This window comes from Roseivirga thermotolerans, from assembly GCF_014653175.1.
In the GTDB taxonomy this organism is placed as follows: Bacteria; Bacteroidota; Bacteroidia; order Cytophagales; family Cyclobacteriaceae; genus Roseivirga; species Roseivirga thermotolerans.
Genome location: NZ_BNAG01000002.1, coordinates 520,036 through 536,655, shown reverse-complemented (window position 1 = coordinate 536,655; position 16,620 = coordinate 520,036). Strand labels below are relative to the sequence as shown.

The window sequence follows — 16,620 nt, the reverse complement described above, 5'->3', positions numbered from 1 at the left end:
AGGGTGAGCACAGTAGTTGTTAAGCCCCCTTTTATACAACATGCTGGTTTTTCCCAACGCAAAAATTAACCTTGGTTTACAAATCACTGAGAAACTCAGCAACGGCTATCATGCCATCAATACTTCTTTTTACCCCATCCCGCTAAAAGACGCCCTGGAGTTTGTACCCGCTAAGAAAAAAACAAGCTTTCAGGCCAGCGGAAGCCACATTCCCCAAGATGGAAAGGACAATTTAGTGCTTAGAGCTTACAAGCTGTTAAAGAAGGATTTTCAGCTTCCGGAACTCGATATTCACCTGCATAAACACATTCCTATTGGAGCAGGTTTGGGAGGAGGCTCGGCAGATGCTGCCTTTATGCTCAAAGCCCTGAACCAACACTTTCAGCTGTTCTTAGATGATAGTTTACTGGAAGAATATGCAGGAGAGCTAGGATCCGATTGCCCTTTTTTTATCGGTAATCAAGCCGCAATGGCCACGGGCACCGGCACAGAGCTTTCTCCCCTGGCTCTTGATTTAAGTGGAATGTACCTGGTGCTGGTATATCCGGCCATTCATATAGCTACACAAAAGGCTTATGCAGGGGTGAGTCCCAAAGCAGCCCCCACAGCACTTGAACCCCTTCTTTTAAGCAAAAACTTTGAACGGTGGCGGACAGAGCTGGTCAATGACTTTGAAGATTCGATTTTTAAAGATCATCCTCAACTCAAAACAATCAAAGACACACTCTATCAATCAGGGGCTCAATATGCGGCTATGAGTGGTTCAGGATCAAGTATTTTCGGGCTTTTCAATTCTAAACCGGAAGAAATTTGGGCCCTAAAAGACAAATTCTTTTATCAAACCATGTGCCTGTAGTAAGAAAGTTCGTTTCTTCATCCATGCGTTGGACCTTCCTTTTACTTCTTAGTGTACACTGGACGTTTGCTCAAAGCGTAGATATGGAACTAAGAATATTTGCAGAGGATAGTGAAAACGAAGTATCGATACTAGCCGATAACCAGGAGCTTTTCCCAATTTCAGTATCGCTTCAGTTGAGAGTGGTGAACGCCAAACTGCCCGAAGATATGGAGGAATTTTACGTAATTCCGCCAAAAACACGAGCCCTCAAACTCACCTCCATTACCAAACCACACAATCAGACATGGTCTTATCAACTCAGTTACAACTATGCCATAGGCAACGCCAAGGCCGTGCATAACGATGACCATACCTACCGGTTGCCATTTCTCAAAGGCAAATCTTACCGTCTAAGCCAAGGCTATAACGGAGCAACAACCCATCGCGGCTCTAATGCATTGGACTTTACGATGCCTGAAGGCGATACCATAACGGCAGCCAGACCGGGTGTGGTGGTACGTATAAAAGAAGACTCTCGAAGAGGCTGCCCAAGTTCTGAATGTGCCGACTACTCAAATTATGTGACCCTTCTGCATGATGATGGAACCTTGGCAGACTACGTGCACCTGAAGTACAGAGGTGTTTTGGTTTCACTGGGAGATACAGTATTGGAAGGGCAGCCCATAGCTCTCGCAGGGGCTACCGGTTGGGCTTCAGGGTCTCATCTCCACTTTGTGGTATATACCACCGGTAAATCGCCATATATTACTATCCCTGTTCGCTTCGAAGTAGCAGAGGGCAAAGTGCAAAGCCTTCAAGAAGGCGAATTATATACCGCTTTTAAGCACCCATTTTAGGCTTGCTTTCAACGCTGAGCTGCCTGCGCCTTTGCATTCTTCTAATGACCGGATATGTCAAAACAGCTCCAAGAATCACGAGGGTACCGTAGTAGAAACCTGTGCTCATTTGCTCATCTTCCCCATAAATGAGCAGGGCCAGTACTATACCATACACAGGCTCCAAATTAATGGTTAGGTTAACCACGAAAGCCGAAATACGCTTCATAAGCTCCACTCCAACCGAAAAGGCATATACGGTACAAACCCCACTTAAAAGCAAGAGAAGTACCCAGTCTCTTGGCTCCGGCCATTGATACATTATTTCGCTGTGCAGTACAAAAGTTTTGTACACCGGAATGAACAATAACAGCCCTACTGCTGCCGAAAGCATTTCATAAAAGGTAATACCGTAGGGCGGATACTTTAGGGTGAATTTAGAATTGAGCACCGAAAAAACAGCTGCCAGAAATGCTGAAATAATGGCCAGAAGAAGGCCGTAGGCATGGGTGAATTCAAATTTAAAGATGAGGTACAAACCAAATATTACCACCAAGCCGAGGAATACCTGAAAAGGCTGAATGCGTTGTTTTTTGAATAACGGCTCTACCAAACTGGTCCAGAAAGTAGTAGTAGCCATTCCGGCCAGGCAAACTGATACAGTTGATACTCTGGCGGCTTCGAAAAAAGTAACCCAATGGGCAGCTACCACAAGACCGGTGAGAAACAAATGAAAAACCCCTCGGGGAGGGAATTTAAAGGTTTTGTCTTTGAATCGCATGACTACCGAAAGCACCAGTGCTGCTATTCCCGTTCGGTACAAAACCAAATCGGTTGAATCGATACTCATTTCATTGCCAAGTATGGCCGTAAACCCCCAGAGAAATACTATAAAGTGGAGTTTTAAAAAGTCTCTTAAAGAAGCCGATTCCATTATTTTGGGACAAAACGGTACAAAAGTACACCAATAATGGAGAAAATGATATTAGGAATCCAAACTGCCAGCAAGGGGTTGGTTGAACCTGCCTCAGCATTGCTTTTTGCGGCTATAAAGAGTATGATATAAATGAAGGCAATCATGAAGCCAAGCGCAATTTGAAAGCCTACACCTCCCCTTGTTTTGCGTGAAGAGAGAATAACTCCGATGAAGGTGAGAATGATAGCCGAGAAAGGCGACATATACCGAACATACTTCTCAATAACATATATGGGTATATTATCTGCCCCTTTCATTTTAAGGTCGGCAATGTATTGATCCAGTTCATTGAGGGTAAGCGTTTGTTCAAAACTGTTCAGGTTACCAAAATCACTGGGTTTCATGTTAATTTTCAGAAGCGTGTCGTTGTTCTTTCCGTATTTATAGTCTTCGCCCATAGGCAAAAATTTACGGAGAGTCCAATCTGAAGCCTCCCATCCTTGTTGCAAAGAATCCCACTTTACCTGCCTGGCAGTAAACTTCCACTCAACATCGGTTCCTTTTATTTCTTCCAACGTGAAGCGAAAAGCAATATCTCTGCGCGAGTCGTATGAGGCAATGTAGGCATAAGTTGTGGGGCTCACCTTAAAGTGCACATCGCGTTCCGAAAAATTGAACTCCTGACCAAAATAAGCCTGTTCGAATGCGACCCTGAATTTATTGGCCTCGGGAATAACCCAACCGGTAAAAACGAAGCTGGTTATGGCAATAATCACTGACCCAAAAAAGAAGGGTCTTAGCATACGCGGATAACTAACTCCACCACTCAGAATAGCGATAATCTCTGTATGACTGGCCAGTTTGGAGGTAACAAAAACCGTAGCAATAAAAACCGTTATAGGGGTAATAAGGTTCGCTATATAGGGCGCGTAGGTTAAGAAATACTCTATGATCAGGCGGGCGGGAACTTCGTTTTTAATGAAGCTTTCGTTGCGCTCAGAGAAGGTAATAATGAGTACAATAGAAACCAGTATACCGACCACAAACACAAAGGTGGTCAGAAACTTAACGAGAATATACCTATCGAGAATTCTCATCATAATCGTCTGGTCACCTTTTTCACCATTTGGTTTTTCCAATTAATAAACGTGCCTTTTCGTATTTCTTTTCTGGCTTCTTTTACCAGCCACAGGTAAAAGGTAAGGTTGTGAATGGATGCAATTTGCGCAGCCAAAATTTCTTTACTTACCACCAAGTGTCTTAAATATGCCTTGCTGTAAAAAGTGTCTACATAGCCACCAAGATTTGGGTCAATGGGGCTATAGTCGTTCTTCCACTTTTCGTTCCTGATGTTAATAATTCCTTCTGAGGTAAACAGCATTCCGTTACGTGCATTACGGGTTGGCATAACACAGTCGAACATATCTACCCCCAGAGCTATACATTCCAGTATATTTTCTGGCGTGCCCACCCCCATCAGGTATCGGGGTTTATCTTTTGGCAGAATATCGCAAACCACTTCAGTTTGCTCATACATCATTTCATGAGGCTCCCCTACAGAAAGCCCTCCTATGGCATTACCTTCTCTCTCGAACGAGGCGATTGTTTCGGCCGACTTGATGCGTAAATCTTTGAAGGTGCTGCCCTGTACTATTGGAAAAAGGGTCTGCGAATATCCATATTTACCCTCGGTGGCATCAAACCTATCACAACAACGCTTTAGCCACCGGTGGGTCATTTCCATAGACTCACGGGCGTATCCATATTCACAGGGATAAGGAGTACACTCATCAAAAGCCATGATAATATCAGCCCCAATGGTTCGCTGAATATCCATCACATTTTCTGGGGTAAACACATGCTTAGACCCATCGATATGTGATTTAAAAGTTACACCCTCCTCTTTGATCTTTCGGGTTCCAGACAGTGAATACACCTGATACCCACCTGAGTCCGTAAGAATTGGCTTGTCCCAGCCGTTGAAACGATGCAGTCCCCCGGCTCCTTCAATTACATCCAGTCCGGGTCTCAAATAAAGGTGATAGGTGTTGCCCAAAATAATTTGAGCTTGTACATCATTGTGTAGTTCACGTTGATGTACGGCCTTTACGGTACCTGCGGTACCCACAGGCATAAAAATTGGGGTTTCTATGCTACCATGATCGGTAGTTACAACCCCTGCTCTTGCCTTCGACCCCTTATCTTCTGCTACTAGCTTAAACTCCATCGACTTGATTTGAAGCCACAAAAATAGCAGTATTGCTTAATTCTATTTTCTTTAGCGTTTATTCTTTCCTCATTGAGCCTCATTGATATTGCATTTTTAATCTGTATGGCTGTGCAAACTGGTTTTGTCCTTGCACTTGGTATTCCATTAATCAGGCATAGAGACCCAAAAACGTTTGACAATCACCAGGGGGTATCGGTAATTATTGCCGCTCGAAATGAAGCTAAAAACCTGAATCAGTTACTCCAAAGGCTCAAAGAACAAGACCAGGAGTATCCGTATGAGGTAATTGTTGTAAATGATCGTTCTACAGACCAGTCAGCCTTACTACTGAACGAATGGCAAAAACAATGGAAGGCCCTGACCGTAGTGGATGTGGAGTCGTTACCTGCCGGTTGGACCGGAAAGAAATATGCATTGTTCTGTGGAGTACAAAAAGCCCGGTTTTCCAAACTACTGTTTACCGATGTGGATTGTCTGCCAGCCTCAGATCAATGGATTCAGCTTATGGGTAACGCTCTGGTGAATGATTATCAGGTTGTACTGGGGTACTCGCCTTATGCTAAAAGAAAGGGCTGGCTAAACCGGTTTATTCAGTATGAGACCCTTTGGGTAGCTATGCAGTATTTGGGCTTTGCCTTGTGGAAAAAACCTTACATGGGAGTGGGAAGAAACTGGGCGGTGACCCACCAACATTACGACCTTGATTTTCTAAAAAAGATTGGTCATTTAGAAGGTGGAGACGATGATTTAATGGTTGGCCACCTGAGCAAAACACACTCCATACAAATTCTTATTGAACCAGCTGCATTCACTGTAAGTACGCCAAAAGAGACGCTTAAATCATACTTGCATCAGAAAATCAGACATTTATCAGCCGGAAAGCACTATGATAAAAAAGACCAAACGCTTTTGGGAATTTTTACGTTATCTTGTGTGGTCGGATGGGGATTGTTTTTTTGGGCATTGGCTACCAGTTCACTCCCCTCATGGATATGGACGGCCTTTGGCGTCAGATGTCTGTTGAACTATGCAATCATCAGGCAATTGGGGCAAAAACTCAAAACAGAGATAGAAATTTGGTCGCTTCCTTTTTTAGATCTTTGTTATTGTTTTTATTATCCCTTAGTCGCCATAAAGGCATTGGCAACGAAGCAAGTTGAATGGAAGTAGGTAAGCAATTCTCAAAAAAGGCATTAGAAGATTTCAGGTTAATTGACGCAGCAGTTTCAGGGCTAGACGAACAGGCTTATGCTGATCTTATGAAACGGTATAAGAAACCGGTTTATCATATGATCCTTAAAATGGTTCGTAATGTCGATGATGCCGAAGACCTGACCATTGAAGCTTTTGCAAAGGCTTTCAAAAACCTTCATAAGTTTAAAAAAGACTTTACTTTCTCTACCTGGCTGTTCCGTATAGCCACTAACAATACCATTGACTTTATTCGCAAAAGGCGGCTTGACACCATGAGCCTTAACACATCGTTTACCGATGACAACGGAGAGGCTGTAACCATTGATGTTCAGGATAAAAATCTGAACCCACAAGATGAAACCATAAAGGCTCAAAAAATTGAGCTGGTCCATATGTTTGTAGACAAACTACCTGCAAAATATCAGCGGTTAGTAAAACTACGCTACTTCGATGAACTGAGCTACGATGAAATTGCTCAGGAACTGGGAGCACCATTGGGTACTGTAAAAGCTCAACTACACCGTGCCAGAGAGCTCATGTACGATTTGGTGAAAAATAAGAAGGAGCACATCTAATCGCACCAACGGTCATTGCATCTTCCTCTGCCCTTTAAATTGGCAGAATGGAGCTAGTCAATGGGTATTCCATATATCTTTGCAGCATGAAGAATCTGCTTCAGTACTTTCCCAACCTGAACCAAGAGCAAAAAGAACGGTTCGAACGTCTGCCGGGTCTATATGCCGAATGGAATGATAAAATCAACGTAGTCTCCAGAAAAGACATTGAGAACCTCATGGAGCGACATGTGATTCACTCATTGGGTATAGCCAAGGTATTGAACTTCAGGCCGGGAACGCGGATTCTTGACGTAGGCACAGGAGGTGGCTTTCCCGGTATTCCGCTGGCCATACTTTTCCCCGAGTGCCAATTTCTTTTGGTAGACTCCATTGGCAAGAAAATCAAAGTGGTTAACGAAGTAGCCCAAGCCCTGGGCCTTGAAAATGTCAAAGGTCAGCACGTAAGGGCTGAGCAAGTGGAGGGCCAGTTCCATTTTGTTGTGAGCCGTGCGGTCACACGTATGGGCAATTTTTATCCCTGGGTGAAAGACAAGTTTATGAAGCAGTCTAACCACTCCCTCAAAAACGGTATCCTGTACCTAAAAGGTGGCGAGTTGGATGAAGAACTAAAGGAGTCTAAGTTGAAGCGTATAAAAACATATGCACTTTCAGAGCACTTTAAAGAAGAGTTCTTCGAGACCAAGAAAGTGGTCTATATACCGGCTCAGTAGTCTTCTTCTGTCCTTTTTTTGGCCGTTAGCACCAAAATGCAATAGACTCCCAGTAGGGTACCAATAGGAATATTGATAAGGCTTATTATGCCATATACCAAAGCCGGAACTTCGGCCCACTTGCGTTGATTAACAAGCCCTATCCCAATAATAATTCGAGGAATGAAGAAAATAAGGGCTATCCCCCAAAGTAAGGAGCTGATGAAATCGAAAATCCATGCAGCTTCCGGAAGCATATCTCCATCTTGCGCAGCCATTCGAATGATAAAATCCATAAACTGATCATAAAACAGAATACTCAGAAGACCAAAAGCACTGAAGATAATGAAAATGATACCAATGACTTTTTTGTGAACAGGATCGGTGAGATTCATGGCTTTTTCTTTTCAATTTAAATATTGTAGGCAGCAATTACCAATAGGTGTCAATCCGATAAGTAAGGCGGCAGACCTTTGTAAACCAATGCCTTAGTTCTTATGCCCACCATCTGAAAGCTTCTTACTCAAAGCGAAGCGACTCAATAGGATCCATAGCGGCAGCTCGCTTGGCAGGAATGTAACCGGAAATAACTCCTACTACAACACAAATAATCAGACCTACGGTAATCCACAGCCACGGAATAATAAATGCTCCTCCTAATAACTTGGCCAGAATGTTCCCTACAATAATGCCGAGAACAGCTCCTGCAATACCGCCCATTTGGCAAATTACTACCGACTCAATAAGAAACTGTTGCAGTATGCGCTTTGGAGTAGCTCCAAGAGCCTTTCTAATCCCTATTTCACGGGTTCTCTCGGTTACCGAAACCATCATAATATTCATTAGGCCAATAGCCGCTCCTAACAGGGTTACAGCACCTATACCAAATCCGGCCATTCGCATGCCATTGGTAATGTTATCAAGGGCTTCTGTTACCGAGTCGCTCCTTTCTACTTCGAAAGAGTCTTCTTCTCCTATTCTATCGCCCCTAATCTGACGCATTAAACCGGTGGCTTCACCCATGGCATACTCAATATCTTCAGGGTTCTGGATCATGGTAGTAATATTGAAGCGCATAGAGCCTCTTCTATCCAGTCGTTTGGCATTCTGTAGCGGAATGATAATGTTTCTATCTTCTTCCGTATCGCCACCAAAACCTCCTTTTTCTTCCAAAATTCCGATTACCCGGTAATTGTTGCCGTAAAACTTCACTTGTTGGTTGAGCGGGTCTTCATTGGCTTCGAAAAGGGCCTTTACCACTTCCGTACCCAAAATGCACACGTAGTTTCCATATTGAATTTCCAACGAAGAGAAATTTCTACCGCGCTCAATATTAATACCCTTTATAGCTATGTAGTTTTCATCGCCTCCAGTAACCGAAATATTCGGGTTGGTGGTTTTGCTACCATACTTTATTTCCGCAATACCACTCACACGGGTATAAACTGTAGTGGTAGAAGGAAACTCAAAAGTTTCTTTGAAACGGTTGGCCTCTGTAAAGCGAATGGGCTCATAAGACTTCTCCTTTCTACCATTCTGGTTTCTTCGGCCGGAAAAACGAGAATTAATATCGAAACTATTAGCTCCCAGGTTGGATAAGCTGGCATCAATTTCACTTTTAATGCCATCTACAGCCGTGAGCATGCCTACCAGAGAAGTAATACCAATGGCAATGATGAGTCCGGTAAGGACAGTTCGGAGAATGTTGGCTTTTATGGAGCTAATGCCTTCGGAGATGTTTTGTCTTAAATTCATGCGTAATACTTGAGTCTAACCTCGTTATAAATGTAATTGACCACTGGTCAAGTTTTAGCAACTAATACGTAAATTGAACGATTCCACAGCTAAACGGTTTAATATCTTGTTCGCTATGAAGAAACTAGTTTTCACCTTTCTCTTCTGCCTTTTTACAATCACTGGTTTTTCCAATAAGATATTGGTTCCTATGGACGAAAGCCAGACCAACCACCTCAAAGCTTATGGAATTGCCTATTGGGTTTTAAGTCAAGACGAACCAATTGACTGGATGTTAAATTACAGGGGAGGAAGTTTTTTACTGCCCGCCCGAACGGGCATTGAAAATGAACTGGTGGTAAGGGGAGTGAGCTATCAGGTAATTTCTGATGCCGATGCCCTCAAGCTGGAGCAACTCCTCTCCTCTCCTTCGAGCAACATGGATATGATGCGGCTGGAGAAGGTGCCCAAAATTGCCGTTTACTCACCCAAAAGCAAAATGCCCTGGGACGATGCCGTAACACTGGCCCTGACCTATGCAGAAATTCCTTACGATGTGGTATATGATGATGAACTCATGAACGATGAACTAACCTCATACGATTGGTTACACTTACACCATGAAGATTTTACGGGTCAGTACGGAAAATTCTATGCCACCTTTAAAAACTACTCGTGGTATATTCAGCAGCAGAAAGACTATGAAGCTTCGGCCAAAAAGCATGGCTTTGCAAAAGTTTCTCAACTCAAATTGGCCATTGCTCAAAAAATCAGGGCATTTGTGGCCGGGGGGGGCTTTCTGTTCGCCATGTGCTCGGCCACCGACTCTTTCGACATTGCCCTGGCAGCAAATGGAGTAGACTTTATAGAGTCTATGTACGATGGCGACCCTGCCGAGCCGGGGGCAGAGCGAAGGTTTGACTTTACACAAACGCTGGCCTTCGAAAACTTTAAGCTCAAAACCAATCCACTGGAGTATGAATTTTCCGATATAGACAACACGGATGCCCGCAGACAACGCTCGCTCAACGAGGGCAATGATTACTTTAAGCTCTTTCAGTTTTCAGCCAAGTGGGATCCGGTGCCAACTATGCTCACACAAAACCATACCAATCTCATTAAAGGGTTTTACGGACAAACCACGTCATTTAAGAAACGGGTAGTAAAACCAGATGTGGTAGTAATGGGCGAAACAATTGCAGCCAATGAAGACAAATACATTCACGGCATCTATGGCAAGGGATTCTGGACTTTTTACGGAGGACACGACCCGGAAGATTATCAGCATCGGGTAGGTGAAGAACCGACCGATCTTAACCTTTTCCCTAATTCGCCCGGCTACAGGCTTATTCTAAACAATATTCTATTTCCGGCTGCTAAAAAGAAAAAACGGAAGACCTAAGTACAAAGTCGCCCCCCCGAAACGGAAGCTTTAATTATCATCATCTTCATTCAAGATACCTTCATCGTTATTCTTCCGATCGCGCTTGCGCTCTTTTTTAGGCGGCTTTTCTTCACTCTTATTCCCTTTCTTTTTGAACAGCCCTAAAATTCCCTTTTTGGAGGTTGTATCGGTAGCAAGGGTGTCGGGCTGTTGAGCTTTTAACAAACTACTGTCTATGGGTGCTGGGGGCTCGGGCAGTTCCAGAAAGTAATCTTTGTAACGCTTATCGTATTCATCTTGCTCCACATTGAACCCTCCTCTCAGTAGCGGGGCATGTTGTGCCTGTATAGCCGGAGGTAGCGCATTATACTCCTGCATTAAACGATCGTAAGCTGCAGTATCTCCACGATTGATAGTTGCTCGCACCAGACTATCGTAGGCAGCACTGTTAAAGTGAACCAGCTCGGTCTCCAACTGGTCGAGTTTATAGAACGGTCGCTTTTTGGTAATACGGTCGAACAGATAAGGGTTTTCAAGAACAGGTTTTTCCCGACCGGAAAAAATCTTCACCCACAGTTTTTCTTTCACCCGGTTTTCATAGGTAAAACCGGCCTTTTCTAAAGAATGCACCCTGCCGGTCTGTACTCTAAACCCTTTACCTTCCGTACCTTTGATAAACTTTTCCATCATGCTATCACCTTCTGCTTTGTACTTAAATCCGTAAGGACGCTTGGGCACGGTATCACCATCCACTACAGTAAAAAGAGAGTAAAGATCGCGCTGGTGATCTTCATCCAGCACAAAGGAAGAATGGTAAGCAGGGCATATCATTTGTATCCCGCAAGAAGATAGCAGGCACAGTACCATAAGGCATATGACAGGTGTTTTAGTCATTCGTGGTCTCCCAGTTGGCCGCCAATTTAAAAAGTTTTACATAAAGAGGTTCCCCAAAAACCCTTTATCACACAGTCTTACAGTCGTTTAAAAAGCATTTAAATCAAAAAGAGAGAATAGCAGTTATTCTATTAAGTTTGATCTAATGAAGCAGTTCGATTATATAATAGCCGGAGGTGGGGCAGCCGGATTAACCCTGGCTTATCTGCTGACGGGTTTCGAAGATAAGCAAAAAAGCATACTTATAATCGAAAAAGACTCAAAAAGCACCAACGACCGCACCTGGTGCTTTTGGCAAAAAGGCCAAAACCTGCTAGAGCAACTGGTGTTCAAAACATGGGCAAACGCCAGAGTAGCTACCTCAAAGTGGCATAAAACCTATGCTCTCGCTCCATATTCCTATAAGATGATTCGGGCAATAGACTTCTATGCCTTCATGAAAGAAAACCTAAATGTGCCGCAAGTAGTCTGGGTACAGGAAACGGTGGAACAAATAAGCCCAAACGGAGTGGTTAAAACTGACTCTTCTGAGTATAAAGGACAATTGGTTTTTTCCAGCATTTTCAACCTTAACGCGCTCCAAAAAGAAGCCTCCACTACTCTTTTACAGCACTTTAAAGGGTGGGTAATTGAAACTGCATCAGACAGTTTTTTGCCGGACACAGCCACCTACATGGATTTTTCGGTAGACCAACAAGGCGATTGTCGCTTTGGCTACGTGCTGCCTTTCAGCAGCAAAAGGGCTCTTGTTGAATATACCCTATTTAGCCCTGCTATGCTTTCTGATACAGAATATACACTGGGTTTGAAAAGCTACATTAAACAATTAGGTATTGAAGGCTACACCATTGCTGAGGAAGAGTTTGGTGTAATTCCAATGACGGATCATCGCTTCGTGATCAAACAAAGTGAAAACGTCTATAACATTGGCATTAACGGAGGCTTTGCCAAGGCCTCTACGGGCTACACATTTCTGCGCGGACAGCAAATACTCCAAGCCATGGTAGAAAACCTGAAAAAGGGAAAAGCACCCGACAGCCATCTACCCTACCAAACCTCCCGATTCAAAGCCTATGATGCCACTCTATTGAGGGTTTTAGCCGAAGGAAAATATACCGGTGAAGAAATTTTCGGATCTCTTTTCAGAAAAAATGGACTGCACACAATGTTTAGGTTTCTCGATGAAGAGACGGGGCTTTTAGAAGAATTGAAAATTATGGCCTCCACCCCATTATTGAATTTTGGGAAGAACTTTTTAAAACAATATGTTGACTAAGACGTATAAACAGAACCCCGTATACGTCTATCTTCACAGATCTTCGAAGAAACTTTCTTCTTAACATATCAAAGAATAATATTTACATATATTGATTTATATGATTTTATATGTAAATTAATATGTAATTACATTAATCCATTAAAGTTTTTAGGCGTAAGAATTGTCTATGTTTAGTTCTTTGGGCACATCTGATTCTCGTGAGTCAAAAGCAAAGCTGGTACTTAATATAAACACCACGCTGAGCTTGGCTCATGACAAGTCTTTTGCCGATGTCTTGCACGACATCGCCCAAGAGATAAGAACATCGATTGGAGCTCATCAATCAGCGGTAAGCTTTATACCAGACGGAGATTTTCAGCGGGCAGTCCATACCCATAGCTTCTCGAGTAAGTATGAAAAATATAATTCCTATGACGTAATGCCCACGGGCAAGGGGATCTGGCGCTTGGTTATTGACCAAAGGAAGTCGGTGAGATTTACGGAAGAAGAACTCTACAGCCACCCTATGTTCAAACGCTTTAGCGAACTTAAAGATGCCCGTGGACTTGAGCATCCTCCTATGCCTGGGTGGCTGGCATCACCTGTAAAACGACCCAATGGTGAAGTTGTGGGTGTTTTACAACTTAGCGACCGATTCGAAGGTGATTTTGACGAGCATGACCAGGAGTATCTGGAAGGCATGGCCAAGCTAACCAGCATTATATTTGAACTTCAGTACGTTAATCACGATTTAGCCGAAAAAACCAAGCAGGCCGAATTGGCCGAACGTAAGCTGAGAAGGGCCGTTTCTTCACTCCAAAGACAAAATCAGGAAATAGAGCAATTTGTTTACGTAGCCTCTCACGATCTGCAAGAACCCTTACGCACCATTATAGACCTGTCAGAAAAGCTGAAAAAGGACTATGCCGATACACTTGACGCCAAAGGAAACAAGCTGCTTTCATTTGTCTCCGATTCATCTAACCGCATGCGCAACCTGGTAAAAGGCCTGTTAGAGTATGGCAGGATTGGAAAAAACAAACAACTGAAATCGGTTGACTGTATTAAGCTGGTAAAGGCCGTAAAGAAAGACATGAAAACCTCTATTGAGGAAGTAGACGGAGAGCTTATTATTAACGACTTGCCTATAATCAACGCCTACGAAACAGAGCTAAGAGTACTTTTTCAAAACCTAATAGCCAATGCCATAAAATTCAGAAGAAAAGACGTTCCACCCCGTGTGGTCGTTTCGGCCAAACCCAACAATGGCTGGACTTTCTCTATAGAAGACAATGGCATAGGTATTGACAAACAGTATCAGGATCAGATTTTTGTCATTTTTCAACGTCTGTACAACCAAAGTGAATATCCGGGTACCGGTATCGGCCTGTCGCATTGCAAAAAGATAGTGGAGTTGCACGGTGGTAATATCTGGGTAGAATCGACCCCAAATGAGGGATCTACCTTCTTTTTTAACATCCCTAATTTATAGTCTATGGAAAAGAAGCTAAAATGCATTCTGTTGGTTGACGATGATGCTGCCACCAATTTTCTGAACTCAATGGTTGTTGAAGAGGCCGAATGTTGCGAACGCTGTGTGGTAGCTAAAAGCGGCATGGAAGCTCTGGAGTTCTTGAAGTCATCAGAAAACGGAGAATATCCGCAGCCCGATCTAATTTTTTTAGATATAAACATGCCCGGCATGAACGGCTGGCAGTTTTTGGAGCACTACGAAAAGCTACACATTGACCAAAAGGCCAAAGTGGTTATTGTAATGCTCACCACATCGCTCAACCCCGATGATCTTGAAAAATCCAAAAGCACCAATGTAGAGGGCTTTATTCACAAACCTCTTACAGAAGAAATACTCAAAAAAATTATCGATAAGAACTTCTAATACTTAATTACCCACTACTCCCCTTAGCACACTCACTTTTGGGTTTGTGGGGTTACCAGACATCCTTCTCAGCAGCACTATCTGACCGGTATGGTATATAGCATCGGCAATCGGACCATTAATCAAGTACCAAAAGGGCAGTCCATTCACTTCTACCTTTTGCAATGAAGCATTATCCATTCGCTGCAACTTATCAGATATAGCCTTGATCAGATGAAGGGTTTGGGTACGAAGCTCCTCATAGGTATCGGCTGCCTTGGGTGCTTCAAAAGTTTTATCTAAAGAGGTCATTGTAAAGACAGAAAGGCCATAAATATGCTGAATAGTCTGCATTACATTTCGCCCCTCTCCTTCAGGCCCAAAAGCAAGATCTTCTGGCCTTAGCGACTCAGAGGCCCAATAAAACCTAAACCCCAGACCATCGACCATTCGTGCCATTGCCTGCTGGGCATAAAGCCCTTCAGGCACATCAGGGATAGATCTGTAAGGTAAGTCCTGAGCACTGAGGGCAGTAAAAAAAAGAAAGAATAGGGAAGTGTACAGTGCTTTCATGGCCAATAGCAAATGGTTTGTTTAACGATAAAGAATGGTTTACTTTCAAAAATAACTGATATACTGAACACCGTTGAGAATTAATCGATTGTTTTCCAATTTTCGTCATCAGGTTTTCTGGCCTCCCTTTCTCCTCCTTCTCGCAGCTCTTGTCTATAGTCTTGCAGATGCGGAGGGTTTTCTTGAAACTACCAGCCGCATCAATGACCTCATCATTTCTCGTTTCGGATGGCTGTTCAGCATAACCACCGGTCTTATGCTAGTCTGTTGCCTCGTAATATGCTTTCACCCCCTGGGAAAGCAAAAAATTGGTGGTGAGCATGCGGAACCCTTTCTCAGCAAGTGGCGCTGGTTCTCTATTGTATTGTGTACTACCATTGCCACGGGCATCATATTCTGGGGAACTGCCGAACCTCTGTTTCATTTTTCTTCTCCTCCTGCTTTCTCTGAAACTCCAGCCTTGAGCGAAAAAGCCGCTCAGGAGGCTCTAAGTTACATGTACCTGCACTGGACGTTTACTCCCTATGCCATTTATTGTATTCCGGCCCTGATGTTCGCGATTGCATTCTATAACCGAAAACGAAGCTTCAGCCTGGAGTCTACACTCTTCCCCTGGCAAAAGGCTACTCCAAAGGGGAAGTTGGGAGTGTTAATAGACGGCATTTGTCTTTATGCACTGGTTGCTGGAATGGCGGCCTCTTTGGGAGCCGGTATACTAACCCTTAGTGGTGGAATTCATAACCTCACAGGTTATCAAAGTCCCTGGTTGTTGCTGTTCATTGCCCTTCTCATAGTGGGATGCTTTACTCTTTCGGCTATATCGGGTTTAATGAAAGGTATTCGGGTGCTTTCGGACATCAATGCCCGCATATTTCTTATTCTGGCTCTGTTCTTACTTTTCTTTGGCCCCACTAAAAGTATTCTATCGCAATGGGGCCAGGCTCTGGTCATTTACTTTAAATCGCTCCCTGAAATGACAGTGGTTAGTGTGCTTTACCCAAATGACGACTGGCCTAAAAGCTGGACAACCTTTAACTGGGCCAACTGGATGGCCTGGGCACCTATTACAGCCCTGTTTTTAGGGCGGCTTGCCAAAGGTTATACCATTCGCCAGTTTATGCTTTTCAACTGGGTGCTACCTTCTATTTTCGGAATGCTCTGGATGAGTATTTTTAGTGGTATTGCCCTCCATTTTCAGCTAAGTAAAAAGGCCGATCTTCTTGGCCTGCTCACCTCATTGGGGCCCGAATCGGTGATTTATGGTATTTTCGATGCTTTACCCTGGTCTGACCTGCTGGCCCTGATATTTCTTTTCACAGCTTTTCTTTCATATGTAACGGCTGCCGATTCCAACACCGAAGCCATGGGTGGTATTAGTTCAACCGGTATTTCGCCTCAGGCGCCTTCTGCCCCGGTTTTTATTAAAATTGTTTGGGGCACTACCATAGGTCTTGTAGCCTATATTATGGTGAGTATGGCCGGAATTGAGGGTATAAAAATGCTTTCTAACCTGGGTGGTTTACCTGCTCTCTTCTTATTGCTCGCCATTACGCTGGGTTGCATTTTCTGGCTGTTGAAACATAAAAAGAAATAAAAGAACCTCAACCACCGGTAAGGGCT

Annotated in this window: 17 protein-coding genes; 10 read left to right on the top strand and 7 right to left on the bottom strand. The window is 43.6% G+C overall.

The window, feature by feature from the left end:
* Nucleotides 1-40: 40 nt before the first annotated feature.
* Nucleotides 41-856: a 4-(cytidine 5'-diphospho)-2-C-methyl-D-erythritol kinase gene (gene ispE / locus IE164_RS08385; protein ID WP_189629761.1), complete on the top strand. Its 816-nt coding sequence runs from the start codon at nt 41-43 to the stop codon at nt 854-856.
* Entirely contained in the window at nt 847-1,695 is an 849-nt protein-coding gene (locus tag IE164_RS08380; protein ID WP_189629760.1) for a M23 family metallopeptidase, read from the top strand. Before ispE ends, IE164_RS08380 begins: the two co-directional genes overlap by 10 nt.
* Here the strand turns inward: IE164_RS08380 and IE164_RS08375 are convergent.
* The 3 genes from IE164_RS08375 to tgt are packed head-to-tail and all read right to left on the bottom strand — an operon-like array spanning nt 1,679 to nt 4,817.
* Nucleotides 1,679-2,608 (bottom strand): DMT family transporter, encoded by a 930-nt coding sequence (locus IE164_RS08375; protein ID WP_189629759.1) that lies wholly within the window; start codon nt 2,606-2,608, stop codon nt 1,679-1,681. The genes IE164_RS08380 and IE164_RS08375 overlap by 17 nt on opposite strands.
* Entirely contained in the window at nt 2,608-3,690 is a 1,083-nt protein-coding gene (locus IE164_RS08370) for an LptF/LptG family permease (protein ID WP_308440964.1), read from the bottom strand. Before IE164_RS08370 ends, IE164_RS08375 begins: the two co-directional genes overlap by 1 nt.
* Entirely contained in the window at nt 3,687-4,817 is a 1,131-nt protein-coding gene (gene tgt, locus IE164_RS08365) for a tRNA guanosine(34) transglycosylase Tgt (RefSeq protein ID WP_189629758.1), read from the bottom strand. The genes IE164_RS08370 and tgt overlap by 4 nt, the downstream gene beginning before the upstream one ends.
* A gap of 105 nt (nt 4,818-4,922) precedes the next feature.
* Here tgt and IE164_RS08360 point away from each other — a divergent pair, with 105 nt between their 5' ends.
* The 3 genes from IE164_RS08360 (at nt 4,923) to rsmG (ending at nt 7,302) form a co-directional block, all read left to right on the top strand.
* A complete protein-coding gene (locus IE164_RS08360; RefSeq protein WP_189629757.1) occupies nt 4,923-5,990 on the top strand; it encodes a glycosyltransferase in 1,068 nt (355 codons plus the stop codon).
* Complete coding sequence (locus IE164_RS08355; RefSeq protein ID WP_189629756.1) at nt 5,981-6,589, top strand: RNA polymerase sigma factor; 609 nt, start codon at nt 5,981-5,983, stop codon at nt 6,587-6,589. The genes IE164_RS08360 and IE164_RS08355 overlap by 10 nt, the downstream gene beginning before the upstream one ends.
* 86 nt (nt 6,590-6,675) lie before the next feature.
* Nucleotides 6,676-7,302 (top strand): 16S rRNA (guanine(527)-N(7))-methyltransferase RsmG, encoded by a 627-nt coding sequence (gene rsmG / locus IE164_RS08350; protein WP_189629755.1) that lies wholly within the window; start codon nt 6,676-6,678, stop codon nt 7,300-7,302.
* Here rsmG and IE164_RS08345 read toward each other — a convergent pair.
* Both IE164_RS08345 and IE164_RS08340 read right to left on the bottom strand, forming a co-directional pair.
* Entirely contained in the window at nt 7,296-7,676 is a 381-nt protein-coding gene (locus tag IE164_RS08345) for a hypothetical protein (RefSeq protein ID WP_189629754.1), read from the bottom strand. The genes rsmG and IE164_RS08345 overlap by 7 nt on opposite strands.
* A 124-nt stretch (nt 7,677-7,800) precedes the next feature.
* Complete coding sequence (locus IE164_RS08340; protein ID WP_189629753.1) at nt 7,801-9,036, bottom strand: ABC transporter permease; 1,236 nt, start codon at nt 9,034-9,036, stop codon at nt 7,801-7,803.
* Nucleotides 9,037-9,151: 115 nt separating this feature from the next.
* Here IE164_RS08340 and IE164_RS08335 point away from each other — a divergent pair, with 115 nt between their 5' ends.
* Nucleotides 9,152-10,417, top strand: a complete 1,266-nt coding sequence (locus IE164_RS08335; protein ID WP_189629752.1) for an asparagine synthetase B — start codon at nt 9,152-9,154, stop codon at nt 10,415-10,417.
* 30 nt (nt 10,418-10,447) lie between these two features.
* On the opposite strand, the gene IE164_RS08330 is transcribed toward IE164_RS08335, so the two are convergent.
* Entirely contained in the window at nt 10,448-11,293 is an 846-nt protein-coding gene (locus IE164_RS08330) for a hypothetical protein (RefSeq protein ID WP_189629751.1), read from the bottom strand.
* Nucleotides 11,294-11,438: 145 nt separating this feature from the next.
* On the opposite strand from IE164_RS08330, the gene IE164_RS08325 reads away from it, so the two are divergent.
* The 3 genes from IE164_RS08325 (at nt 11,439) to IE164_RS08315 (ending at nt 14,448) form a co-directional block, all read left to right on the top strand.
* The gene (locus tag IE164_RS08325) at nt 11,439-12,569 is read left to right on the top strand and encodes a lycopene cyclase family protein (protein ID WP_189629750.1); all 1,131 of its coding nucleotides are present in this window, start codon (nt 11,439-11,441) and stop codon (nt 12,567-12,569) included.
* Nucleotides 12,570-12,738: 169 nt separating this feature from the next.
* Nucleotides 12,739-14,043 (top strand): sensor histidine kinase, encoded by a 1,305-nt coding sequence (locus IE164_RS08320; protein ID WP_189629749.1) that lies wholly within the window; start codon nt 12,739-12,741, stop codon nt 14,041-14,043.
* Between the two features lie 3 nt (nt 14,044-14,046).
* Complete coding sequence (locus tag IE164_RS08315; protein ID WP_189629748.1) at nt 14,047-14,448, top strand: response regulator; 402 nt, start codon at nt 14,047-14,049, stop codon at nt 14,446-14,448.
* A 3-nt stretch (nt 14,449-14,451) separates the two neighbouring features.
* Here IE164_RS08315 and IE164_RS08310 read toward each other — a convergent pair whose 3' ends face one another.
* Complete coding sequence (locus IE164_RS08310) at nt 14,452-15,000, bottom strand: DinB family protein (RefSeq protein ID WP_189629747.1); 549 nt, start codon at nt 14,998-15,000, stop codon at nt 14,452-14,454.
* Between the two features lie 73 nt (nt 15,001-15,073).
* Between IE164_RS08310 and IE164_RS08305 the strand changes: the two genes are divergently transcribed.
* Nucleotides 15,074-16,594 carry a BCCT family transporter gene (locus IE164_RS08305; protein WP_229838589.1) on the top strand — a complete coding sequence of 507 codons (1,521 nt, stop codon included), beginning with the start codon at nt 15,074-15,076 and terminating at the stop codon, nt 16,592-16,594.
* Nucleotides 16,595-16,620: the final 26 nt, after the last annotated feature.